We start from the raw sequence: 21640 nt of genomic DNA on the forward strand, positions 1-21640 counted from the left end.
TAATCTCCATCGGTCTGCCAGCCTGCGTGAGATTAGCTGCGCTGAGCCCTTCGGGGGTTGCCACGTCGCTACGGGACGAGTCCCTCCGCTCCTCGCAATGACAGGCATGGAGATGCGAGCAGGCTTGTGGAGCGGTAACAGGGACTTAAAACGAGAGATCGCCAGAGGCTTCACCATTTCTTTTTAATGGGCGTACAGGACAGATTAGACCGATGGAAGCGCTACCATCTCACCGCGCCCACCTCAGGCTGCCCCTATTCCATTGACAGGCTCCGCAGAATCCCGTACCGTTGAGATGTGATTCGCTCCCTCGCACATAGCCGCCCAGCGCCTCGACGCGTCCGACGACTGGCATCGCCCCGTCGCCCGGCCGGCTATAGCGTAGAAATCGGAGCCTGATCCCGCATCACCCCCCGACTTTCCAAGCGCTGACGCCCTCCCGGGTGTCAGCGCTTTCTCTTTTTACCCCCGCCTCATGTCCATCGTCCTCGCCTTCAGCGGCGGCCTCGACACTTCGTTCTGCGTCCCCTATCTCCGGGAGACCACGGGCGAGGAGGTCCACACCGTCACCGTCAACACGGGCGGCTTCGGCCCCGACGAGTTGGCGGCCGTCGAGCAGCGCGCGCTCAACCTCGGCGCCGCGAGTCATACGACCGTCGACGCCCGCGCCGAGCTGTTCGACCGCGTGCTCGCCTACCTCATCCAGGGCAACGTCCTCCGCGGCGGCGTCTACCCGCTGTGCGTCGGGCCCGAGCGCGTGGTCCAGGCCACCGTGCTCGTCCGCGAGGCCGCCCGCCTCGGCGCGACGACGGTCGCCCACGGCTCGACGGGCGCGGGCAACGACCAGGTCCGGTTCGACACGGCGCTCCGGCTCCTCGCCGAGACGGAATTGAGCGAGCCCATCGAGATCCTCACGCCGATCCGCAGCCTCGGGCTCACGCGCGAAGCGTCGGCGGCGTACCTCGCAGAGCGCGGCGTGGACGTGCCGGCGAAGACGACGGCCTACTCCATCAACCGCGGCCTGTGGGGAACGACGATTGGCGGGCGTGAGACGCACACGCCCGAAGGCATTGTGCCCGAGAGCGCGTGGCCCGACACCGTCGCCCCCGCCGACGCGCCGGACACGCCGCTCCGCATCGAGATCGGCTTCGAGCAGGGCCGCCCTGTCTCGCTCGACGGCGAGGCGTTCGAGCCTGTCGCCCTCGTCGAGTGGCTGAACGCCGAGGGCGCCGCGCACGGCGTCGGCCGGGGCATCCACGTCGGCGACACGATCCTCGGCATCAAAGGCCGCGTGGCGTTCGAGGCCCCAGCCGCGCTGACGCTCATCGCCGCGCACCGCGAGTTGGAGAAGCTCGTGCTCACGCGGTGGCAGCAGCACCACAAAGCCCACCTCGCCGACGTCTACGGCATGCTCGTCCACGAAGGCCAGTACTTCGACCCCGTCCTCCGCGACGTCGAAGCGTTCTTCGCCTCCAGCCAGCAGCGCGTGACCGGGACCGTGACAGTCGAGTGGTTCAAAGGCGCCGTCCGCGTCCTCGCCGCCTCCAGCCCGCACTCGCTCTTCGACGCGGGTGTGGCCCGCTACGGCGAGACGAACGCGCTGTGGGACGGCCGCGACGCCGAGGGCTTCACGCGGATCTACGGCGTCCAGGCCTACCTCGCCGCCCGCGCCACCACCGCCGACGCCGCCCCATCCAGCGACCAGCACTCCGCCGCCCACCTCCTCGCCTTTTCCTAGCGCTTTATCGCGCCCCGACCCCGCCTCCGATGACCACCCACACCGCCCAACACGTCGCATCCAGCACCTCCCCCTGCGGCCTCTCGCACCACCTCCACGTCTCCCCCTACGTCGTCGCTGAAGAAGGCTACTGCCTCGCCGTCCGCGCCCTCGACACGAAGGAGGTCTACAACCAGATCGAAGGCGCCGACGGCGTGTTTCGCACGATCCAGGCCGGCGACATCCTCGTCGGAGCCCTCGGCGAGCGGCAGGCGCTCAAGGGCTACAGCGGGCGGATCCCGCGCACGATCCTCCCCGGCGACACGCTCCACGTCCTCAACATGGGCGGCATCCTCGGGCGGTGCACGAGCGACCACCCCGACCTCGGGCCGGCTCTCCGCGTCGAAGTGCTCGGGGCCGTCGTGACGAGTGAGGAAGGGCGGCACGCGCGGATTCAGGATCACGCCATCGAGTCGGCCGAGCACCTCGCGCACTCGGCGCCGCTCGTGTTCGTAAGCGGCACGGCGATGAACACGGGCAAGACGCACGCGGCGGCCGAACTCGTGGCGGGCCTCACGCAACGCGGCTTCCGCGTCGCCGCCGCCAAGCTGACCGGCGCCTCGCTCATGCGCGACGTCCGGGCGATGGCCGCCCACGGCGCCGTCTGCACCGCGACGTTCACCGAGGCCGGCGTCGTGGCCTCAACGGGCCAGAACATGGTGCCGATCGCGAAGGGCCTCATCGCCCACCTCAACGCGTGCGCGCCCGACGTGATCGTGCTCGAACTCGGTGACGGCATCATCGGGCCCTACGGCGTGGACGACATCCTGCAGGACATGGAGATGCAGCGGCTCACGGCCGCCCACGTCCTCGCCGCCACCGACCTCGCCGGGGCGTGGGCCGCCGACCAGCTCTTCCGCAACCGGTACCGCGCCGAGCTCGCCGTCGTCGTCGGCCCGGCGACGGACACCGAAGTCGGGAGGCGGTACCTGAAGAACACGCTCGGCGTGCCCGGCATCAACGCGCGGAGCGAAGCCGAGCGGCTCTCGGCGCTCGTCGCCGCGCGCGTTGCCCGGTTCGAGGTCCCGCTCGGCGACGGCCTCGCCACCGACGCGCCGACGCTGCACGACCTGCGGTGGGAGGCGGCCCGGTGACGGTCGATTCCTCTCCCCTCCGAGTTGCCGTCCTCCACGGCGCGGGCTACGTCGGCGCCGAGCTGATCCGCCTGCTCCTCGCCCATCCGCACGCGGACATCTCCGCGGTGACGAGCCGCACGTTCGCCGGGCAGCCCGTCGCGGCGGCGCACCCCGCGCTCCGCGGCGTCACCGACCTCGCGTTCGTCGCGCCCGACGCGCACAGCGCGGATGACTTCGACGCGGCGTTCGTTTGCGCCGAGCACGGGCAGGGCGCGGCGGCGGTGTCGGCACTCCGCGACGCCGGGTTCGATGGGCTCATCGTCGACCTCTCGGCCGATCACCGGCTGAAGGACGCGGCGCTCTATCCCCGCTGGTACGGGCTCGACCACCCCGCACCGAAGCGGCTGGCCGAGGCAGTGTACGGTCTCGCCGAGATCCACGCCGACGCGATTGCCGAGGCGAGGCTCGTCGCGAACCCTGGCTGCTTCGCCACGGGCTTGACGCTCGCCCTCTGCCCGCTCGCCCGTCACCTCGACCCGCTCGACGCGCACGTGACGGCGCTCACCGGCGCCTCAGGCTCTGGTGGCCGACCGTCCGCCACGACGCACTTCCCCTCGCGCGACGGGAATGTGCGGGCGTACAAAGTGCTCGCGCACCAGCACCTCGCCGAAGTGCAGCAACTCCTCGGGCCGAGCGCGACCGTGCGGTTCGTCCCCGCGAGCGGCCCGTGGACGCGCGGCATCTGGGGCACGGCCCACGTCGAGCTCCCGTACGGCGTGACGGCCGATGACGTCGCGGCGTGGTTCGCCGATGCCTACGGCGCGAAGCCGTTCGTCCGCCTCTCGCCCGGCGTGCTGCCCGAGCTGCTGCCCGTCGTCGGCTCGCCATTCTGCGACCTCGGCTGGGTCGTGCAAGACGAGCACCTCGTCGTCGGCTTCGCACTCGACAACCTGCTCAAAGGGGCCGCGAGTCAGGCGGTCCAGAACCTCAACCTCGCCCTCGGGCTGCCGGAGACGGCGGGCCTGCTGCCGGCCTCGCCCGTCCTCGTCTGATGATGACCGCCGATCTCGAACCCACCCTCGCCGACCCGTTCGCCCTCGAAGACGCGTGGACGCTCCCGACGTACGCCAAGCCACCCGTCGCGCTCGTCCGCGGCGAGGGCGTGACGGTGTGGGACACGGAGGGGAACAGCTACCTCGACCTCTACGGCGGCCACTGCGTCGCCCTCCTCGGCCACTGCCCGCCGCGCGTCGTCGATGCGATTCGGCGGCAGGCGGGCGAGTTGCTGTTCTACTCGAACGCGATGTACAGCCCCGTCCGCGCCGAGGCCGCCCAGAAGCTCGCCGCGCTCGCGCCCGACGGGCTCGGCCGCGTGTTCTTCTGCAACTCCGGCACCGAGGCGAACGAGACCGCGCTGAAGCTCGCCCGCGCCTTCACCGGCCGGCCCGCCATCGTCGCGATGACGGGCGGCTTCCACGGCCGCACGCTCGGCAGCCTCGCCACGACGTGGGGCGACCACTACCACGCGCCGTACCGCGCCGCCCTCCCCGCGACGCGCTTCGTCCCCTTCGGCGATGCCGACGCGGCCGAGGCCGCGCTCGCATCCGGCGATGTCGCCGCCGTGATCCTCGAACCGATCCAGAGCATGGCCGGGATCGTCGAGGCTGCGCCGGATTACTACCGCGCGCTCCGCGATCTCTGTGACACACACGGGACGCTCCTGATTTTCGACGAGGTGCAGACGGGTGTCGGGCGGACGGGGCAGTTCACGTACGGCGCGCACGTCGGCGTGACGCCGGACCTCATCACGCTCGCGAAGAGCCTCGGCGCGGGCGTGCCCGTCGGCGCCACGCTCGTCCACGAGCGGATCGCAGCGACGGTGCAGTCGGGCGATCAGGGAACGACGTTCGGCGGCGGAATGCTGGCGATGGCCGCCGTCGCGGCCACGCTCGACACGCTCGTCGACGAGGCGTTGATGCCCCGCGCCGAGGCCCTCTTCGCTCGCTTCCGCGATGCGCTCACCGCGCTCGACGGCGTGGTCGATGTACGCGGGCGCGGCGGACTCATCGGCGTCGAGTTCGACCGGCCGGCCAAGCCCGTCGTCGGTGCCCTCCGCGAGCGCGGCATCCTCGTCGGAAGCTCGAACGAGCAGCACACGCTCCGCCTCATGCCGCCGCTCGTCACGCCATTCGACGCAGCCGACACCCTCGCCTCCGCCCTCTCCGACGTGCTCGCCTGACCTTCTCCTTATCCCCATGTCATCCCGAGCTTGTCGAGGGATCTCTCGCAGCGAAACGACCGCTCAATAGAGATCCTTCGGCTCCGCTGCGCTCCGCTCAGGATGACAGGAGGATAGGCCGCGACCCTTCTGTTTCTGACCCCCTTCATCCTTTTCCCTTTCCGCGTGCCGCACCTCACGAGTTGGTCCGACCTGCCTGACGCCGTCTGGGACGCCTGCCTCGCTCGCGCCCTCACGCACCGGCAGGACCGGCGCTGGACCGACGCCGCGCGCGGCAAAGCGCTCGGCCTCCTCTTCTTCAACCCGAGCCTCCGCACGCGGACCTCGATGGAACTCGCCGCCGCCCACCTCGGCGCGTTCCCCACGGTCCTCACGCCGGGGCAGGGCACGTGGAATCTGGAGTGGCGCGACGGCGTGCGGATGGACGCCGACAAGGCCGAGCACGTCCGCGAAGCCATCGGCGTGCTCTCGCGCTACGTCGACGCGCTCGGCGTGCGGACCTTCGCCTCGCTTACCGACCGCGACGCTGACCTCGCCGACGCCGCGTTCCATGCCGTCGTCGCAGCCTCCGACGTACCCGTCGTCAACCTCGAATCGGCACGGTGGCACCCGTGCCAGGCCCTCGCCGACGCGGCGGCGCTGTCGGAGCGCTTCGGGGGCGAGGTGCGGGGCCGGAGATTCGTGCTCTCGTGGGCGCCGCACCCGAGCCCGCTTCCGCGCGCCGTCCCCAACTCGGCCTTGCTGATGGCGGCGCGGCTCGGGATGGACGTCGTCGTTGCCCGGCCGGATGGCTTCGCGCTCGACGCCGACGTGCACGCGCTCGCCGCCGAGACGGCCGCCCGCTGCGGCGGCTCCGTCGCCGAGACCGACGACCGGGACGCGGCCTTTGCCGGGGCGCACGTCGTCTACGCGAAGGCGTGGGCCGGCGAGGCCGTGTACGAGGACCGCGGCGCCGAGGCCGCCCGCCGCACCGCGCTCGACGCGTGGCGCGTGACGGAGCGGGCCCTCGCTGCCACCGACGACGGCGTGTTCATGCACTGCCTGCCCGTCCGCCGCGAGGTCGTCGTGGACGGCGCCGTGCTCGACGGCCCGCGCGCGCTCCATTTGTTGCAGGCCGAGTACCGACTTCACGCGCAGAAAGCTATACTGGAGTGGATCTGGGACCTCCTTCCGACTGCGCCATGAGTTCGACTGTCATCAAACTGGGCGGGGCCCTCCTCGCCGATTCCGCCGCGCTCGCCGCCGTTTGGTACGGCGTGGCCGCGCTCAACCGCAACGGGCCGGTCGTCGTCGTCCACGGCGGCGGGCCGCAGGCGACGGCCCTCGCGCGGCGGCTCGGGCACGAGCCCCGCTTCGTCGCCGGCCGCCGCATCACGACCGACCTCGACCTCGACATCGCGCTCTGGACGATGCGCGGCGCGCTCAACGCCCGGCTCGTCGCTTCAGCGCGGGCGACCGGCCTCCCGGCCGTCGGGCTCTCCTGCATCGATGGCGGACTCGTCCGCGTGGAGCGCCGGCCGCCGCGCCACGTCGACGGCCAAACCGTGGACTTCGGCCACGTCGGCGACGTGACGGGCAGCGATCCGGCCGTCCTCGAAGCGCTCCTCGGTGCGGGCTTCCTCCCCATCGTTGCCCCGCTCTGCGCCGACGGCGCGGGCCGGGTGTACAACGTCAACGCCGACACCGTCGCCCTCACGCTCGCCGAGGCGGCGTGGGCCGACACGCTCCTGCTCGTCGCCGAGACGGGCGGCGTCTTCCGCGACCCCGCCGACGCGGGCAGCCGGCTCTCAGGGATCGACGTGCGCGGGTTCGAGGCGGGCGTCGCTGAGGGATGGATCGCGGGCGGGATGCGGCCGAAGCTCGAAGTCGGATTCGAGGCGCGGCGGGCGGGCGTCCCACACGTCCGCGTCTGCGCGCCCGACGGGATCGCCGATCCGACTGCTGGGACGGTGCTGCGCTGATGCCGTCGCCCGTCCTCGCGCTCCACGCCGACCTCGTCCGCATCCCCTCGCTCAGCCACGACGAGCGGGCCGCCGCCGATTTCGTCGAACGGCACGCCCGCGCGTCGGCCGCGCCCGTCGAGGTCGGCCGGCTCGACGACAACGTGTGGGTATCGCTCGGCGACGGTGACGACGTGCTCCTCCTCGCCTCGCACCTCGACGTAGTGCCACCGAGTGCGGAGCACCCGTACCCGCCGTTCGAGCCGATCGTCGTGGACGGGAAGGTGTACGGGCGCGGCGCCGTCGATGCGAAGGCGAGTGGCGCGGCGATGCTGCAAGCCCTCCTCGACCTCGCCGCCGAGGGCTTCCGCCCGGCGGGCCGCATCGTCGTCTCCCTGACCGCGTGCGAGGAGACGGGCGGCAGCTACAACGGGCTAGACCACCTGCAGCGCGAGGTCTTCGGCTCGGCGCTCCCGCCCGTGTCCGCCGCGATTATCGGCGAGCCGACGGAGCTGCGGCCCTGCCTCGCCCAGAAGGGTTTGCTCATCCTCACGGCGACGGCGCACGGCCGGACCGCCCACGCGGCCCGCGCCCATCTTGGCACGAACGCGCTAACCGTTGCCGCCCGCGACCTGCTGACCGTCGACGGGTTCGCTTTCGACAAAAGCGATCCGCTCCTCGGCGCGCCGACGGTCACGGCGACGGTCATCGAAGGCGGCTCGGCGAAGAACGTCGTGCCCGACCGCTGCACATTCACGCTCGACGTCCGCTCGACGCCCGCGTACACGCACGCCGACCTCGCCGCACTCTTCCGCGATACCCTGGAGAGCGAGGTCGCCGTCTACTCCGACCGCCTCGTGCCGTGCCGCACCGCGCCCGACGCCCGCATCGCGCAGGCCGCCGCCTCGGCGCTCACCGACCTCGGCCTCGACCCCACGCCCTTCGGCTCGCCGACCGCCTCGGACTGGGTCTTCGTCCACGACGTGCCCGCCGTCAAGCTCGGCCCCGGCCGCAGCGAGCTCTCGCACACGGCCGAGGAGCACGTCGAAATCGCCCAACTCACGCGCGCCGTCGAGGTCTACCGACAGATCATCCGCCACTACTTCGCCCGATGACGCTCTGGAACAAAGGAACTGCCGCCGCCGACTGGGTCACCCGCTTCACCGTCGGCGAGGACTGGCGGTGGGACACGCTCCTCCTGCCGTACGACGCGGAGGGCACGCGGGCACACGCGTGGGCGCTCGCCGAGATCGGCGTGCTGACGAGCGATGAGTTCGGGCAGATCGGCGGCGCGCTCGATGCGATTCGTGACGAGGCGCTCGCGGGCGACCTCGCGGTGACGGTGGCCGACGAGGACTGCCACACCGTCATCGAGCGCGAGCTCACGGCGCGGCTCGGCGAGGCCGGGCAGAAGATCCACGCCGGGCGGAGCAGGAACGATCAGGTCCTCGTCGCTCTCCGCCTCTGGCTGCGCGACGCGCTCGCCGCCGTCGCCGACGACGCCGCCGCGACGGCCGACGCCCTCCTCGACCACGCCGACGCGCACGACGACCTGCTGATGCCGGGCTACACCCACGGCCAGCGTGCGATGCCGACGACGGCCGGCCTGTGGGCCGCCGCCTTCGCCGAGTTGCTGGCGGACGACCTCACCGGACTCGCCGAGGCGCGCGACCGCGCGAACGTCTCGCCGTGGGGCAGCGCCGCGGGCTACGGCGTGCCGCGCCTCGACCTCCCGCGCGAGGCTGTCGCAGAGCGGCTCGGCTTCCGCAGCCTCCAACTCCACGTCCCTGCCGTGCAGCTCACGCGCGGCAAGCTCGAAGCCGCCGTCGTCCACGCCCTCGTCCAGCTCGGCGCGACGGCGAATCGGCTCGCCGCCGACCTCGTGCTCTTCGCGAGCGCCGAGTTCGGCTTCATCACGCTGCCGGTCGAGTACACGACGGGCTCGTCGATCATGCCGCAGAAGCGCAACCCGGATGTGTTCGAACTCGCGCGGGCGACGTACCACCGCCTTACGGCCGAACTCCACCTCCTGCTGGGGCTCCCGGCAAACCTCCCGAGCGGGTACCACCGCGACCTCCAGCTCACGAAGGAGTCCGTGATGCGCGCCGTGCTCGCCGCGCGCGACCTCTTCACCGCGCTCCGCCACATCCTCCCCGGCATCCGCTTCGACGCCGAGGCGACGCGACGCGCCCTCTCCCCCGGCCTCTTCGCCACCGACGCCGCGCTCGCCCTCGTTGAGCAGGGCGTCCCGTTCCGCGACGCCTACCGCCGCACCGCCGCCGACCTCGACGCCGTCGCCGTGCCCGACCCAGTCGAGGCGCTCGCCGCGTATCGCTCTGCCGGCACGCCGGGCCATGTCCGCACCGACACCGTCCGCGCCCAACTCGCCGCGCAGCGCCGTCGGTTCGACAAGGGGTGACGCTCGAGCGGGGCCGCCTCCGTCGAGGCGGCCCCGCTCGACGGACGATACCGGTCCTCCTGATTACACCGTCCCGTACGCGAGGACCGCGTCGGCTACTTTGACGAAGCCGCCGACGTTCGCGCCGCGGACGTAGTTCACCGTGCCGTTCTCGCCGCCATACGTCACGCACGTCGCGTGGATGTTCTTCATGATGGTGTGGAGCCGCGCATCGAGGTCTTCGCGCGTCCACGAGATGCGCATCGAGTTCTGCGACATCTCGAGGCCGGAGACCGCCACGCCGCCCGCGTTCGCCGCCTTGCTCGGGCCGTACATGATGCCGGTCTTCTCGAAGCGGTGCGCGGCCTCCGCCGTGCTCGGCATGTTCGCGCCCTCGCAGACGACGGTGCAGCCGTTGGCGAGGAGCGTCTGCGCGTCGTCGTCGGTGATCTCATTCTGGACGGCGGATGGGAAGGCCGCATCGCAGGGGATGTGCCACGGCGTCCGCCCGGCGAAAAAGCCGAGGCCGTGCTCGCCGGCGAAGTCGCTGAGCCTGCCGCGCCTGTTGTTCTTCAGGTCGAGGATGGCGTCGAGGTCGTCGCGGTCCAGCCCGTCGGGGAAGTGGACCGTGCCGGAGCGGTCGGAGAGCGTGAGCACGACGGCGCCGAGGTCGAGCAGCTTCTCGGCGGTGTACTGCGCGACGTTCCCCGAGCCGGAGACGAGGCACCGCTTGCCCTCGATGTCCTCGCCCCGGTGGTTCAGCATCTCGCAGGCGAAGTAAACGCTGCCGTAGCCCGTCGCCTCGGGACGGATCAGGCTGCCGCCCCACCCGGCTCCTTTGCCGGTCAGTGCCCCCGTGAACGTGTTGCGCAGCCGCTTGTACTGCCCGAAGAGGAAGCCGATCTCGCGCGCGCCCACGCCGATGTCGCCCGCCGGCACGTCCGTGTTCGCGCCGATGTGGCGGTGGAGCTCGGTCATGAACGCCTGGCAGAACCGCATCACCTCGCGGTCGCTCTTTCCCTTCGGGTCGAAGTCGCTGCCGCCTTTCGCGCCGCCCATCGGGAGCGTGGTGAGGCTGTTCTTGAAGACCTGCTCGAAAGCGAGGAACTTCAGCACGCTGAGGTTCACCGATGGGTCGAACCGGAGGCCGCCTTTGTACGGACCGATGGCGTTGTTCTGCTGAACGCGATAGCCCCGGTTGACGTGGATCGCGCCATCGTCGCCCTCCCACGTCACGCGGAACATCAGTACGCGGTCGGGCTCGGTGAGGCGTTCCAGCATCCGCGCCTGCTCGTACTTCGGATGCTCGTTGACGTAGGGGACGACCTTCTCGGCAACCTCGCGGACGGCCTGGAGGAACTCCGGCTGCGCCGGGTTGCGTCGCTCCAGGTCTTCCATGAATGATTCCAGCTTCATGTGTCTCCTCGGGTTAGTGGAAGCGGTTCCGAAGGATACAGCACCGCCTCCACAATAACCCGCCGAAGGCACCGAAGCCCGCTTACCCCCCGAAGCCGACCACGAGGAGCAGCACGATGAGCCCGGCGAATCCGATCCCCATCGCGCCGAGGATCAGCGCCGTCTGTCGCCCGCTGTAGAACGACTCTTCGTAGAGCATGTCGCGGGACGGGATGCGCTCGGGCGCGTGGTTGTCCCACGCTTCGTGGGAAGGAGGAGGCGTCGTTGCCATCGGTTCGGAGGTCGAGGTGTTCGGGATGGAGGGTGGAGGCGGGCTATAAAAATACCCGGCATCACGGCGGTGATGCCGGGCACTTCGAAGAAAGCCGTGCTCAATTCAGGTGGGCCCGCATCTCGGCCTGCGCGTGGTGACGGCGGAGCTTGCGGAGCGCCTTCTCTTTGATCTGGCGGACGCGCTCGCGCGTGAGCCCGATCTGCTCGCCAATCGCGCCGAGCGTGAGCGGACGCTCGCGCCCGATGCCGAAGTAGAGCCGGGTGATCTCGGCCTCGCGCGGCTGGAGCTGGCAGAGGATCCGCTCGACGTCGATCTTGATCGACTCGGCCGTGATCGGCTCGTCGGGCGAGGCGAGTTCTTCGTCGGGGATGACGTCGAGGAGGCTCTGGGCGGAGTCGTCGGAGAACGGCGCGTCCATCGAGAGGGAGCGGCGGCCGTGGCGGAAGCCTTCTTCCACCTTGTGCGGCTTCATCTCCAACTCGTCGGCCAACTCTTCGACGGTGGGCTTGCGGCCGTGCTCCTGCGAGAGGCGGGCGCTGGCCTTGCGCATCTTCGAGAGCGTGCCGATCCGGTTCTGCGGGAGGCGGACGGTCCGGGCCTGGTCGGAGAGCGCCTTCAGGATCGACTGCCGGATCCACCAGACGGCGTACGAGATGAACTTGAACCCGCGCGTCTCGTCGAAGCGCTGCGCGGCTTTCACGAGGCCGTAGTTCCCCTCGCTGATGAGGTCGGTGAGCGTGAGCCCCTGACCCTGGTACTTCTTCGCCACCGAGACGACGAAGCGGAGGTTCGCACGGACGAGCTTGTGCAGGGCCTCTTGGTCCCCCTTCTTGATCCGCTGAGCGAGGTCTACTTCCTCGTCCGGGGTGAGCAGCTCTACCTGGCTGATTTCGTCCAGATATTGGTCCAACATCCGTTGCTGCCGGGGAACGTACATACTCGTTGCGCTGATTTATAAGGTTCGAAGGAGGAGACGCGGGGCACGGCCCCCCTTTCCTATGGAGGAATCCATTAACCGTTTCCTCTACGCGACGTTCCTGCGTAGTTTTTTTCAGTCTTCGCCGTTCCTTCGCTCTTTTAAGTCTCGTTCTCGTTATCTGTTGTGGTTCGCCGCCGCCCGAAATCATCGCTTTCCAGCGCGCATCCGCAGGGTTAGCCAGCAAAAAGCCCGGCACCGAACGGGTCGGTGCCGGGCAGAGCGAACGGGGTCGTTCGCGGCGGAGAGGGAGGGATTCGAACCCTCGGTACGCCCTGAAAGCGTACGCCGGTTTAGCAAACCGGTGGTTTCAGCCACTCACCCACCTCTCCGGGGCGTCGCTGAATCGGACAGGCACGGAAGATAGTCCCGCGCGTGCCGCGTGCCAAACGGTCGAGCGTTTTTGACGCAGCCTCCAAAAAGGCTCGTCCCGCCCGTCCACCGGCCCCGGCCGTAGACGCCCCCTTTCCCCCTCCTACCCCGCCCCGCCGTGATCCTCCGCTTCCTCCTCTACCTCATGACGCTCTCGCTTGTCGGGAGCGGCTGCGTCCTTTCCAAGTCGTCGCTCGACGGCACCGAATGGGTCCTCCAGCGCGCGGAGACGCCAACCGGCTCTGTCACCCCGGCGGCCGACGTGCCGACACTGCGGATCGAGGAGGGCCGCATCGCCGGCTCCGACGGCTGCAACCAGTTCAGCGGCTCGGTGCAACCCACCGACGACGGACGGATTGCCGTCTCGCACCTCGCCTCGACAAAGCGGGCGTGCCCGCCGCCGTTCGACGCTCTCAGCAAGGCCATCCTCGGTGTGCTCGACGGAAAGACCATCGCCAACGAGGTGCGGGGCGACGAACTCCTGCTCTCAGCCGCCGGGACGACGCTCGTCTACACCCGCCGCTGACATTAGCGGGAGGAAATGAAAGGAAGTGGGTAGGAAGGAAGCAGGCCACCCGGCGGGGCGGTACGAGCCGACGGAGCATGACACGGTCGGCGGACCCGCTGCTTCGGAGGGTGCGGAACGCGCCGTTCCATGCCTGAATAATCCAAATTGAAGGCATTTAGGCGCAGATTGGGGGTTTGCGCGGGGAACCCCGAGGCCAGCGGGACACACGCCCTGCCACTTCTGATGGACTGCAGAGGCACAGCGCTTGTACTACGAGGAGGGACTCAACGCAACACGCCATGACTCCCATGTCCTCCATTCGCTACTGCTTCCTCGTCGTCGCCCACGATGACGAGGCCCACTTCAACGTCTTCCTCCGAGCCGATCGCTTCTACGTCGGCATGCCGAACTTGGACGCTAAAAAGCTGGCGCGGTGGAAGGACCGAGAGCCGAGCCGCAACCGCTCAGGGGGCACGGCGACGCTGTGGCCCTGCTGCGATTCCGTGACGGGAGTCGAGGCGGAGGACGCCATCTTGGAGGTTTGGCTGGACGTGAAGTACCCCCGCATGACGGGAGCCGAGCCGCTGAGTCTAGCACAGCACAACTAGCGGGGCCCCAGCAGGACCCCAGAGGGCCACGTTCACGGCACAGCCCGCAGAACGACGAGAGCCGGGTCGCCAGTGGAGTAGCATCAACGAAAAAGGGCGGCTCGACGGCCGCCCTTTTCCTGTTTCTGTCGCGCCATGTGCTACGCTTGCTGGAGCGCTTCGGCGCCGGACGAGATCTCGATGATCTCCGTCGTGATCGCGGCCTGGCGAGCGCGGTTGTACGTCAGCCGGAGCTGGTCGAGGAGCTCGCCCGCGTTGCTCGTGGCGTTGTCCATCGCCACCATGCGCGCGCCCTGCTCGGCAGCGTTGCTCTCGAGCACGATCCGCCAGAGCTGGTAGCTGAGATACTGCGGGATCAGCTTCTCGAGGATCGCCTCGGCGCTCGGCTCGAAGATGTAGTCCACGTCGCCCTTGTGGTCGGTCACCGGGCCTCGGTAGCCCGCGTCCTCCTCCATCACCGGCGTCGAGAACGTCGTCGTCGGAATCGGCAGGAAGGGCTCGACGATGCGGTTCTGCGCGATCGTGTTCTTGAACTCGTTGTAGACCACGACGACCTCGTCCCACTCGCCGTCGATCCAGCCGGCTACGACGCGGTCGGCAATCGCGTCGGTGCGGCCGAAGGCGAGGTCGTTGAAGAAGCCGCGGTAGTCGCCGACGAGGGTGAAGCCGCGCTTGCGGAAGTAGTCGTGGCCCTTCCGGCCGACGGCCATGATCTTGAGGTTCGGCGTGCCGCGCAGCGCGTCGTACTGCTCCGTGATGGCGGCCTCGGCGGACTTCAGCACGTTCGCGTTGAACGCCCCGGCGAGCCCGCGGTCCGACGTCACGACGACGACGAGCACGGTCGCGGCGGCCTCGCGCGGCTGGAAGAGCGGGTGGCTCGTCGGGTCCACGAACTCGCGGATGTGCCCGATCATCTCGCGGATCTTGAACGCGTAGGGGCGGGTCTGGAAGATCTGCTCCTGCGCGCGGCGCAGCTTCGCCGCCGCCACCATCTTCATGGCGCGGGTGATCTGCTGCGTGTTCTGGACCGACGCGATGCGCGTGCGGATGTCGCGGAGGCTCGCCATAGTTCAGTCGGGGGTAGAGGCGCCCCGGCGGGGCGTCTGTCCGGGATTACGCGGGCTGGTTCGTGTAGATAGCGGCGAGGTCTTCGGCCTCCTTGCGGAGCCCGGCGACGGCCTCGTCGCTCATCACGCCCGTCTCGCGGATCGAGGCGAGGAGGCCGGGGTGCTTCATCCGAAGCCGCTCGCGGAACTCTTTCTCGAACTCACGGACCTTCTCGATCGGCACGCGGTCGATGAGCCCCTGCCCGGCGACGTAGATGATGGCGACCTGCTCCTCGACCGGCACGGGCTGGTACTGCCCCTGCTTGAGGATCTCGACGAGCCGCGCGCCACGGGCGAGCTGCCGCTGCGTGGCCGGGTCGAGGTCGGAGCCGAACTTCGAGAACGCCTCCAGCTCGCGGTACTGCGCGAGGTCGAGGCGGAGCGTGCCGGAGACCTTCTTCATCGCCTTGATCTGCGCATTGCCACCCACACGCGACACCGAGATGCCGACGTTGATGGCCGGGCGCACACCCGCGTTGAAGAGGTCGGACTCGAGGTAGATCTGCCCATCCGTGATCGAGATCACGTTCGTCGGGATGTACGCCGACACGTCGCCGGCCTGCGTCTCGATGACGGGGAGCGCCGTGAGCGAGCCGCCGCCCTTGACCTTGTCCTTCAGGCTGTCGGGGAGGTCGTTCATCTGCTGCGCGATGTCCTGGTCGGCCGTGATCTTCGCGGCGCGCTCGAGGAGGCGCGAGTGGAGGTAGAACACGTCGCCGGGGTACGCCTCGCGGCCGGGCGGGCGGCGGAGCAGGAGCGAGACCTGGCGGTAGGCGACGGCCTGCTTCGAGAGGTCGTCGTAGATGGCGAGGGCGTGGCGGCCGGTGTCGCGGAAGAACTCGCCGATGCAGGCGCCCGCGAACGGGGCGATGTACTGGAGCGGGGCCGGGGTCGACGCCGGGGCGTTGACGATCACCGTGTAGGCGAGCGCGCCCTCCTCCTCGAGCGTCCGCATCACCTGCGCCACCGTCGAGGCCTTCTGGCCGATGGCGACGTAGATGCAGTAGACGGGCTTGTCGCCCTCCTCGTGCGTCCGCTTCTGGTTGATGATGGTGTCGATGAGGACCGCGGTCTTACCCGTCTGCCGGTCGCCGATGACGAGCTCGCGCTGGCCGCGCCCGATCGGGATCATCGAGTCGACGGACTTGAGGCCGGTCTGGAGCGGCTCCGTCACGGGCTCGCGGTAGATCACGCCCGGCGCCTTGCGCTCGAGCGGCATCTCCAGCTTCTCCCCGCCGATCGGGCCCTTGCCGTCCACCGGGTTGCCGAGGGGGTCGATGACGCGCCCGAGCATTCCTTCGGAGACCTGGATGGAGGCGATGCGGCCGGTCCGGCGCGCCTCGTCCCCCTCCTTCACCTCGTTGACCTCGCCGAAGAGCACGGCGCCGACGTTGTCCTCTTCGAGGTTGAGCGCCATGCCGGTGACGCCGGAGCCGGGGAACTCGATGAGCTCGCCGGCCTGGACGTTCGAGAGCCCGTAGAGCCGGGCGATACCGTCGCCGACCTGGAGCACGGTGCCGACTTCGTAGACGTCGGTCTCGGTGGAGAACCCGCCGAGCTCGCTGCGGAGCACGGAGGTGACTTCATCGGGACGAATTGCCGTTGCCATAATGTTTGGTCCGTTGTCAGTTGTCAGTTGTCCGTGGTAAGGGTTGGTGCCGAGGGCCGGAGTCGAGAGCGACGGACCACGGACCATGCACCACGGACTAATTACTCAAGTAAGCGCGCTCTTCGAGTTGTTCGCGGAGCGATTCGAGCTGGTGCTGGACGCTCCCGTCGTAGACGCGGTCGCCGATGCGGACGACGGCACCGCCGAGGAGCTCGGGCTCGACCGTGATCCGGAGGCGGACGCTCTTGCCGGTCCGCGCTTCGAGCGCCTTGCGGAGCGCCTCGGTCTCGTCGAAGCCCATCGGCATCGCCGTCCTCACCGTCGCCTCGACGACGCCAAGGTGCTCGTCGCGGAGGTCGCCGTACTGACGGATGACAGCGGGGAGGATGTCCTCGCGGCCCTTCTGCACGAGGAGCCGCATGAGGCGGACGATGAGCGGCGCCACTTTCCCGTCGAAGAGCTTGCCGATGACGGCCTCCTTCTTCTCGCGGGCAATGATGGGGCTGCGGAAGAAGAGCTCGAGGTCGCGCGAGGCGTCGAGGCTCTCCTGCACGCTCTTCATGTCCTCGTCGATGCGCTTGGCGTCGCCGGCGGCCTCGGCCTCCTGGTAGAGGGCCTGGGCGTAGCGGCGGGCCACGGTTGCGTCGCTCATGGGGGCGTAAATCTGGAGGCGGAGGTAGAGACGCAGCATGCTGCGTCTCTACGGGACGGCGCCGTGCTGGGGCGCGCTAGTTCTTCGGGAGGTCGGCGATGAAGTCGTCCACGAGCTTCTTCTGACGCGGGGCGTCGAGGGTCTCGTGGAGGATCTTCTCGGCGGCCATGATGGCGAGGTCGGCGACTTCGGCGCGGAGCTCGGCGAGGGCCTGCTGCTTCTCGCGTTCGATCTCGGCCTCGGCCGTGGCCTGCATCTGGCGGATCTGCTGGCGGGTCTTCTCGGCCTGCTCGGTGCGGGAGGCCTCGGCCGCCTCGCGGGCGTCGCGGAGGATCTTCTGCGCCTCGAGCTCCGCCTCGCGGCGGGCCTTCTCGTTGTCGGCGGCGAGCTGCTTCGCCTCGGCGAGCGCCTTCTCGGCCCGCGTCAGCGAGGTTTCGATCGTCGCCTCGCGCTCGGCGAGGGCGGACGTGATCGGGCCCCACGCGAACTTGCCCAGGAGGAACACGAGCGTCGCGAAGACGAGCGTGATCCAGACGGCGAGGCCGACGTTGGGCGAGAGGAGGTCGGCCGCGAGGACGAGGGCCGTCGGGAAGGAGGCGGCGAGAGTCATAGCTCGGTCGGAGTCCAGAGGGGGATAGCAGAGCGGGCGGCCTCCCAGAGGCCGCCCGCCGGGACGCGCTCCTTAGGCCTTGATGGCGAGGAGGATGCAGACGATGAGGCCGAAGAAGGCCACGCCCTCGATGAGGGCCGCCGCGATGATCATCGTCGTACGGATGTCGCCGCCGGCCTCGGGCTGGCGGGCCGAGCCTTCGAGGGCGGCCGCTGCGAGCCGGCCGATGCCGTAGCCCGCGCCGATGGCGACGAGGCCGGCACCAATGCCGGCGGAGAGGAAAGCAAGCGAGAACGGATCCATGAGTACCTGTTGGGTGTGGGGTGAACCGGGTCGATGGTAGGTGAAAGAGGGCAGGCGCGGCCCGCCCCGGGTGCTACGGGGTATCGGAGATACAGCGGGTCAAGCGGGCGAGAGGGCCGCCTCGGTCCCGACGGTGTCGGTGGCGATGGGCTGCCCGTTGCCGTGAACGAGGGGGGCCGACGCTTCGAGCGCGACGGCCTCGTGTCCCTCGACGTGGTGATCGTGGTGATGCTCGTGCTCCGCCGCCGCCATCCCGATGAACACGGCCGAGAGCAACGTGAAGACGTACGCCTGAATGAACGCGACGAGGATCTCGAGCGCGTAGATAAAGAGGGTCAGGAGCAGGCTCGGAATGACCGTCCCGAAGCCCGCCACCGCGCCGAAGATGCCGCCGACGACGAAGATCAGCCCGATGAGGTTGAGGATCACGAGGTGGCCCGCCGTCATGTTCGCGAAGAGACGGACGGCGAGCGCGAACGGCTTGATGAAGAGGCCCATGATCTCGATCGGGATCATGATGACCTTGACGAAGCCGGGAATCCCGGGCGGGTTGAAGATGTGCGCCCAGTAGTCCTTCGTCCCCGCGAACTGCGTCACGAAGAACGTGAAGAGCGCGAGCACGGCCGTCACCGTGATGTTCGCCGTCGCCGTCGCGCTGAAGGGGACGAGGCCGAGGAGGTTGACGGTCAGGATGAAGAAGAAGACGGAGAGGATGTACGGGAGGTACTTGTCCGCCTTCGGCCCGATCGCCGGGCGCGCGATCTCGTCGCGGACATAGACGACGAACGTCTCCATCAGATTCTGGAGCTTGCCGCGCGGCGCCTCCGTCCGACCGACGCCGCGCTTGTAGCGGTTCGCGAGCGAGATGAGGGTGACGCAGAGGAGGAGGGCGCCGAGGATCGCGAGGACGAGGTGCCGCGTGATCGAGAAGTCGACGACGATCTCGCCGTCCGTCCGGGCGATCCCGGAATAGAGGTAGACGTTGTAGTCGAACACGTCCTGCGTGACCGTCAGCTCGTTGTCGGGCGGCTCGCCGGCCCCATAGGGCGCGGTCGCGCCATCGATCACGCCATCAGGCCCTGCGGCGAAGTCAGCGTTCGCTACGCCATCGCCGTTCGCTGCAGCGCCGTCGGGTCCGTCGGCGGCAACGACCATGTAGCGGCCGGACTGCAGCGCGCCGAGCGTGCTGCCGAACGCTTCTACCGTAAGCGAGCCGTCGGCGGTGCGGACGAGGAAGATGCGCGGGAGCTCGATCTTCCCCATCGGGGAGAAGTCGAGGTAGTTGCCGTCCATCGTGTGGCCGATGGCGTCGAGCTTCTCGCCTTCGCCGGCCGCGTGGGCCGGAGCGGCGACCGCGCCGAAGGCGAGCGCGCAGAGCAGGAGAGCCCGTAGAGACCGGGTCGTCGCAGCGGTGATCGTCACAGCGGGGTGCGGGGTGAGGCGGCCACTCCGTCGGTCCGCTTCGCGGCGCCCCGGTGGATCAGGGCTGTTTCGACCGCGAGGCCGGCACCGACGCTGACGAGCAGCGCGCTGATGAACGCAAAAAGGTGAATCGGCAGGAATCCTACGATCCCCGTCACGAGGAGGAGCGCCAGGCCCATCCGCCCGAGCATGCCGAGGAGGACGACCGCGTAAAAGGTCTTGTCCTCTCGGCCCCGAACGAGGCGGTAGAGCCCGTAGCTCGCCAGCGCGTTGGCTAGCCCGATGGCGCCGCCCAGCACGATTGACAGGAGTACGTCGGTCGTCATAGCGGGGGCGGTGGCGTCGAGCGAGGACGCTCCTGCGAGCAGGGCGGGCAAATTAAGCGGAGCGGATTGGAGGGGCCGGGGAGAGGTGGTGAAATCTGGACGAATCGGCCCGTTCCGCGGCGTTACGCCCGCGGCCCGCCAGCCCCCGATCCCCCGTCCTCCCGCGCCTCGCTCGCGGCCTTCTCGGCCTTCTCGGCCTTCTTCGCCGCGCTCGCCCGGTCCATCTCGCGGACGACGCGGTAGAGCGTCGCCCCCGTCGCCACCACGCTCAGGACGATGCCGGTGATGAGCAGCCACGGGCTCGTCCCGAACCACCCGTCGGCGAAGTAGCCGAGGAGGAGGAAGAACACCATCGAGATCGTGATCTCGATGCCGAGGCCGAAGTAGGGCCCCGCCTCCCGCATCGAGCTGCCGAAGATGCGGACGGGCGCGTTCCTCTTATCGGGGGGCTCGCCCGGCGTCATCGCGGGCTACGATTTCGGCGGAGCCGCCGGCCGGTCGGCGCGACGGCCTTCGCTCGCCTCGTCCGCCGCGGAGGGTGTGGGCTTGCCGGGGCCGGGCTTCGACTGCCCGCCCATCTCGCACGTGCCCGAGAACTTGGCGCCGTCCTCGATCACCAGCTTCGCTGTGTGGATGTTGCCCTCCACGACGGCCGAATCCTTCAGCACGAGCCGCTCCTGCACGAACAGCTCCCCCTCGATCCGCCCCGCGATGTCGGCGTGGGACGAGCGGACTTCGCCCTCGACGACGCCCTCCGGCGTGACGACGGTCTTGCCTTCGACGTTCACATTCCCGATCACCTTTCCGGAGATGCGGACATCACTCTTTGCCCGGAGACCGCCTTCGATGACGGTGCCGTGTCCGATGATGTTGACCTGCCCCGGAGGGACCGGAGCGCCGCTTCGCTGCTTCGACATGGTGGGGTCGCTGTTGTCGTTTCTAAAAAGGGCCATGGTGCCTAGTTCGTCAAGCGTGGTGGAGAGGCAACGTAATGGGTTGTACGCCTCGCGGTACGAGGCCGGCCCCGTCCAATAGTACGCCCCGGCTTTTCGTCCGGTCTCGGCGACAAACCGCCCGTCCCATCCCACGCGGACCTCGGCGCAGAAGGCGTCAGCGTCCGACGAGTCAGAGTCCGATGAGGTAGAGCCGGGGGTCCTGCGCCAGCCCGTTCCGCCACAGTTCGAAATGGAGGTGGGGGCCGGTCGTGATCTCGCCGGTGTTGCCGCTGAGGGCGACGGCTTCCCGGCTCCGCACGCGGTCCCCGATGCGCTTGAGGAGGCGGCTGTTGTGCTTGTAGACGGAAAGATAGCCGTCGGCGTGCTGGACGGCAACGACGTAGCCCCCATCGTTCGTCCAGTCGGCGAACACGACGTAGCCGTCGCCGATGGCGCGGACGGGGGTACCCTCTTCCACGGCTTCGTCGATGCCGTAGTGCCCGCGCGCCGCGTCGAAGCCGCGCGCGAAGAAGCCCTCGACGGGCGGGAGCGCGGGGAACTGGAGGCTGGCGAGGTACGCCTCGGCGGCGCCGCTGGGCACGGCGCGGCGGTCGGCAGCGAGGCGGCCGAGGGAGAGGGCGGGCTGCTCGTGGTCGGCCCAGTCGTCGGAGCGGGGCCGCGTCGGGACGTCCATCGGGCGGGCGTCGGCCCGGGTCGCTGCGGTGTCCGGCTGCTCGACGTCGTCTTCGCCCTCTTCCTCCTCGCCGATGATGGCGGTGCGGAGGCGCGCGAGGTATTCGTCCTGGAGGGCGAGGGAGTCCTCGAGCGCCGCCGCGCGGATCGTGTTGAGACGAGCCGTCTCGCGCAGCTCCTCCGGGTCCGGCCCGAGGACGAGCGTGCGGATGGGCGTCAGCAGAACGAGCGCGAGGAGGAGGACGGCGAGGACGCCAGATGCCGCTGCCACGAGGTAGAGGATCCGGCGCGGGTGGAGCTGGTACTGGCGCGGGTGCTCCACCCCGCTCTCGTCCACGACGATCACGGTCCGGGGCTCATCGGTGCCCCTCGCGAGGTCTAACAGAAAAGAGGTCATAAG

General features: G+C 69.4%; 23 protein-coding genes and 1 tRNA gene. 10 read left to right on the plus strand and 14 right to left on the minus strand.

All coding sequences use genetic code 11. The features are described from left to right. The first annotated feature begins 475 nt into the window (after nt 1-475). The 8 genes from argG to argH all read left to right on the plus strand — a co-directional run bounded on the left by argG (nt 476) and on the right by argH (nt 9451). Nucleotides 476-1738, plus strand: coding sequence for an argininosuccinate synthase (gene argG / locus ABJF88_01885; GenBank protein ID MEP0545660.1), 1263 nt, complete (start codon nt 476-478; stop codon nt 1736-1738). 29 nt (nt 1739-1767) lie between these two features. Then, nucleotides 1768-2871: a hypothetical protein gene (locus tag ABJF88_01890; protein MEP0545661.1), complete on the plus strand. Its 1104-nt coding sequence runs from the start codon at nt 1768-1770 to the stop codon at nt 2869-2871. Then, the gene (argC, locus tag ABJF88_01895) at nt 2868-3905 is read left to right on the plus strand and encodes an N-acetyl-gamma-glutamyl-phosphate reductase (protein ID MEP0545662.1); all 1038 of its coding nucleotides are present in this window, start codon (nt 2868-2870) and stop codon (nt 3903-3905) included. Before ABJF88_01890 ends, argC begins: the two co-directional genes overlap by 4 nt. Further along, a complete protein-coding gene (locus ABJF88_01900; GenBank protein MEP0545663.1) occupies nt 3905-5092 on the plus strand; it encodes an aspartate aminotransferase family protein in 1188 nt (395 codons plus the stop codon). The genes argC and ABJF88_01900 overlap by 1 nt, the downstream gene beginning before the upstream one ends. A gap of 165 nt (nt 5093-5257) precedes the next feature. Then, nucleotides 5258-6277, plus strand: coding sequence for an N-acetylornithine carbamoyltransferase (locus ABJF88_01905; protein MEP0545664.1), 1020 nt, complete (start codon nt 5258-5260; stop codon nt 6275-6277). Then, nucleotides 6274-7053 (plus strand): acetylglutamate kinase, encoded by a 780-nt coding sequence (gene argB / locus ABJF88_01910; protein MEP0545665.1) that lies wholly within the window; start codon nt 6274-6276, stop codon nt 7051-7053. The genes ABJF88_01905 and argB overlap by 4 nt, the downstream gene beginning before the upstream one ends. Beyond that, on the plus strand, nt 7053-8147 hold the full coding sequence (locus ABJF88_01915; protein ID MEP0545666.1) for a M20/M25/M40 family metallo-hydrolase: 1095 nt from the start codon (nt 7053-7055) through the stop codon (nt 8145-8147). The genes argB and ABJF88_01915 overlap by 1 nt, the downstream gene beginning before the upstream one ends. Continuing rightward, nucleotides 8144-9451, plus strand: a complete 1308-nt coding sequence (gene argH, locus ABJF88_01920) for an argininosuccinate lyase (protein MEP0545667.1) — start codon at nt 8144-8146, stop codon at nt 9449-9451. The genes ABJF88_01915 and argH overlap by 4 nt, the downstream gene beginning before the upstream one ends. A gap of 63 nt (nt 9452-9514) precedes the next feature. Here the strand turns inward: argH and gdhA are convergent, their stop codons facing one another. From gdhA to ABJF88_01940, 4 genes are all read right to left on the minus strand, one after another. Further along, on the minus strand, nt 9515-10846 hold the full coding sequence (gene gdhA, locus ABJF88_01925) for an NADP-specific glutamate dehydrogenase (protein MEP0545668.1): 1332 nt from the start codon (nt 10844-10846) through the stop codon (nt 9515-9517). An 82-nt stretch (nt 10847-10928) separates the two neighbouring features. Next, complete coding sequence (locus ABJF88_01930; protein ID MEP0545669.1) at nt 10929-11117, minus strand: hypothetical protein; 189 nt, start codon at nt 11115-11117, stop codon at nt 10929-10931. A gap of 100 nt (nt 11118-11217) precedes the next feature. Next, entirely contained in the window at nt 11218-12057 is an 840-nt protein-coding gene (locus ABJF88_01935; protein MEP0545670.1) for an RNA polymerase sigma factor RpoD/SigA, read from the minus strand. Between the two features lie 281 nt (nt 12058-12338). After that, a tRNA-Ser gene (locus ABJF88_01940) sits at nt 12339-12428 on the minus strand. Nucleotides 12429-12586: 158 nt separating this feature from the next. Between ABJF88_01940 and ABJF88_01945 the strand changes: the two genes are divergently transcribed. After that, nucleotides 12587-12994 (plus strand): META domain-containing protein, encoded by a 408-nt coding sequence (locus ABJF88_01945; GenBank protein MEP0545671.1) that lies wholly within the window; start codon nt 12587-12589, stop codon nt 12992-12994. Nucleotides 12995-13275: 281 nt separating this feature from the next. Beyond that, entirely contained in the window at nt 13276-13584 is a 309-nt protein-coding gene (locus tag ABJF88_01950; protein ID MEP0545672.1) for a hypothetical protein, read from the plus strand. A 140-nt stretch (nt 13585-13724) separates the two neighbouring features. On the opposite strand, the gene atpG is transcribed toward ABJF88_01950, so the two are convergent. The 10 genes from atpG to ABJF88_02000 all read right to left on the minus strand — a co-directional run bounded on the left by atpG (nt 13725) and on the right by ABJF88_02000 (nt 21637). Continuing rightward, on the minus strand, nt 13725-14651 hold the full coding sequence (atpG, locus tag ABJF88_01955) for an ATP synthase F1 subunit gamma (GenBank protein ID MEP0545673.1): 927 nt from the start codon (nt 14649-14651) through the stop codon (nt 13725-13727). 46 nt (nt 14652-14697) lie between these two features. Next, nucleotides 14698-16302, minus strand: coding sequence for a F0F1 ATP synthase subunit alpha (gene atpA, locus ABJF88_01960; protein MEP0545674.1), 1605 nt, complete (start codon nt 16300-16302; stop codon nt 14698-14700). 94 nt (nt 16303-16396) lie between these two features. Continuing rightward, nucleotides 16397-16990, minus strand: a complete 594-nt coding sequence (gene atpH, locus ABJF88_01965; GenBank protein ID MEP0545675.1) for an ATP synthase F1 subunit delta — start codon at nt 16988-16990, stop codon at nt 16397-16399. 37 nt (nt 16991-17027) lie between these two features. Continuing rightward, nucleotides 17028-17561 (minus strand): F0F1 ATP synthase subunit B, encoded by a 534-nt coding sequence (gene atpF / locus ABJF88_01970; GenBank protein MEP0545676.1) that lies wholly within the window; start codon nt 17559-17561, stop codon nt 17028-17030. Nucleotides 17562-17633: 72 nt separating this feature from the next. Continuing rightward, the gene (atpE, locus tag ABJF88_01975; GenBank protein ID MEP0545677.1) at nt 17634-17864 is read right to left on the minus strand and encodes an ATP synthase F0 subunit C; all 231 of its coding nucleotides are present in this window, start codon (nt 17862-17864) and stop codon (nt 17634-17636) included. 99 nt (nt 17865-17963) lie between these two features. Beyond that, nucleotides 17964-19286, minus strand: a complete 1323-nt coding sequence (gene atpB / locus ABJF88_01980) for a F0F1 ATP synthase subunit A (GenBank protein MEP0545678.1) — start codon at nt 19284-19286, stop codon at nt 17964-17966. After that, nucleotides 19283-19612 carry a hypothetical protein gene (locus ABJF88_01985; GenBank protein ID MEP0545679.1) on the minus strand — a complete coding sequence of 110 codons (330 nt, stop codon included), beginning with the start codon at nt 19610-19612 and terminating at the stop codon, nt 19283-19285. Before ABJF88_01985 ends, atpB begins: the two co-directional genes overlap by 4 nt. Nucleotides 19613-19734: 122 nt before the next feature. Beyond that, entirely contained in the window at nt 19735-20076 is a 342-nt protein-coding gene (locus tag ABJF88_01990) for an AtpZ/AtpI family protein (GenBank protein ID MEP0545680.1), read from the minus strand. Nucleotides 20077-20082: 6 nt separating this feature from the next. Further along, a complete protein-coding gene (locus tag ABJF88_01995) occupies nt 20083-20565 on the minus strand; it encodes a polymer-forming cytoskeletal protein (protein ID MEP0545681.1) in 483 nt (160 codons plus the stop codon). A 172-nt stretch (nt 20566-20737) separates the two neighbouring features. Next, nucleotides 20738-21637, minus strand: a complete 900-nt coding sequence (locus ABJF88_02000) for a M23 family metallopeptidase (GenBank protein ID MEP0545682.1) — start codon at nt 21635-21637, stop codon at nt 20738-20740. Nucleotides 21638-21640 lie beyond the last annotated feature (3 nt).

It is taken from the genome of Rhodothermales bacterium (assembly GCA_039944855.1).
Taxonomy (GTDB): domain Bacteria; phylum Bacteroidota; class Rhodothermia; order Rhodothermales; family JANQRZ01; genus JBBSMX01.

What these genes read in the sequence shown, in the direction of transcription:
- argG (MEP0545660.1), top strand. Translation starts at nt 476, where the DNA reads ATGTCCATCGTCCTCGCCTTCAGCGGCGGCCTCGACACTTCGTTCTGC.
- ABJF88_01890 (MEP0545661.1), top strand. Translation starts at nt 1,768, where the DNA reads ATGACCACCCACACCGCCCAACACGTCGCATCCAGCACCTCCCCCTGC.
- ABJF88_01900 (MEP0545663.1), top strand. Translation starts at nt 3,905, where the DNA reads ATGATGACCGCCGATCTCGAACCCACCCTCGCCGACCCGTTCGCCCTC.
- argB (MEP0545665.1), top strand. Translation starts at nt 6,274, where the DNA reads ATGAGTTCGACTGTCATCAAACTGGGCGGGGCCCTCCTCGCCGATTCC.
- ABJF88_01915 (MEP0545666.1), top strand. Translation starts at nt 7,053, where the DNA reads ATGCCGTCGCCCGTCCTCGCGCTCCACGCCGACCTCGTCCGCATCCCC.
- argH (MEP0545667.1), top strand. Translation starts at nt 8,144, where the DNA reads ATGACGCTCTGGAACAAAGGAACTGCCGCCGCCGACTGGGTCACCCGC.
- gdhA (MEP0545668.1), bottom strand. Translation starts at nt 10,846, where the DNA reads ATGAAGCTGGAATCATTCATGGAAGACCTGGAGCGACGCAACCCGGCG.
- ABJF88_01930 (MEP0545669.1), bottom strand. Translation starts at nt 11,117, where the DNA reads ATGGCAACGACGCCTCCTCCTTCCCACGAAGCGTGGGACAACCACGCG.
- ABJF88_01935 (MEP0545670.1), bottom strand. Translation starts at nt 12,057, where the DNA reads ATGTACGTTCCCCGGCAGCAACGGATGTTGGACCAATATCTGGACGAA.
- ABJF88_01950 (MEP0545672.1), top strand. Translation starts at nt 13,276, where the DNA reads ATGACTCCCATGTCCTCCATTCGCTACTGCTTCCTCGTCGTCGCCCAC.
- atpG (MEP0545673.1), bottom strand. Translation starts at nt 14,651, where the DNA reads ATGGCGAGCCTCCGCGACATCCGCACGCGCATCGCGTCGGTCCAGAAC.
- atpH (MEP0545675.1), bottom strand. Translation starts at nt 16,990, where the DNA reads ATGCTGCGTCTCTACCTCCGCCTCCAGATTTACGCCCCCATGAGCGAC.
- atpF (MEP0545676.1), bottom strand. Translation starts at nt 17,561, where the DNA reads ATGACTCTCGCCGCCTCCTTCCCGACGGCCCTCGTCCTCGCGGCCGAC.
- atpE (MEP0545677.1), bottom strand. Translation starts at nt 17,864, where the DNA reads ATGGATCCGTTCTCGCTTGCTTTCCTCTCCGCCGGCATTGGTGCCGGC.
- ABJF88_01985 (MEP0545679.1), bottom strand. Translation starts at nt 19,612, where the DNA reads ATGACGACCGACGTACTCCTGTCAATCGTGCTGGGCGGCGCCATCGGG.
- ABJF88_01990 (MEP0545680.1), bottom strand. Translation starts at nt 20,076, where the DNA reads ATGACGCCGGGCGAGCCCCCCGATAAGAGGAACGCGCCCGTCCGCATC.
- ABJF88_01995 (MEP0545681.1), bottom strand. Translation starts at nt 20,565, where the DNA reads ATGGCCCTTTTTAGAAACGACAACAGCGACCCCACCATGTCGAAGCAG.
- ABJF88_02000 (MEP0545682.1), bottom strand. Translation starts at nt 21,637, where the DNA reads ATGACCTCTTTTCTGTTAGACCTCGCGAGGGGCACCGATGAGCCCCGG.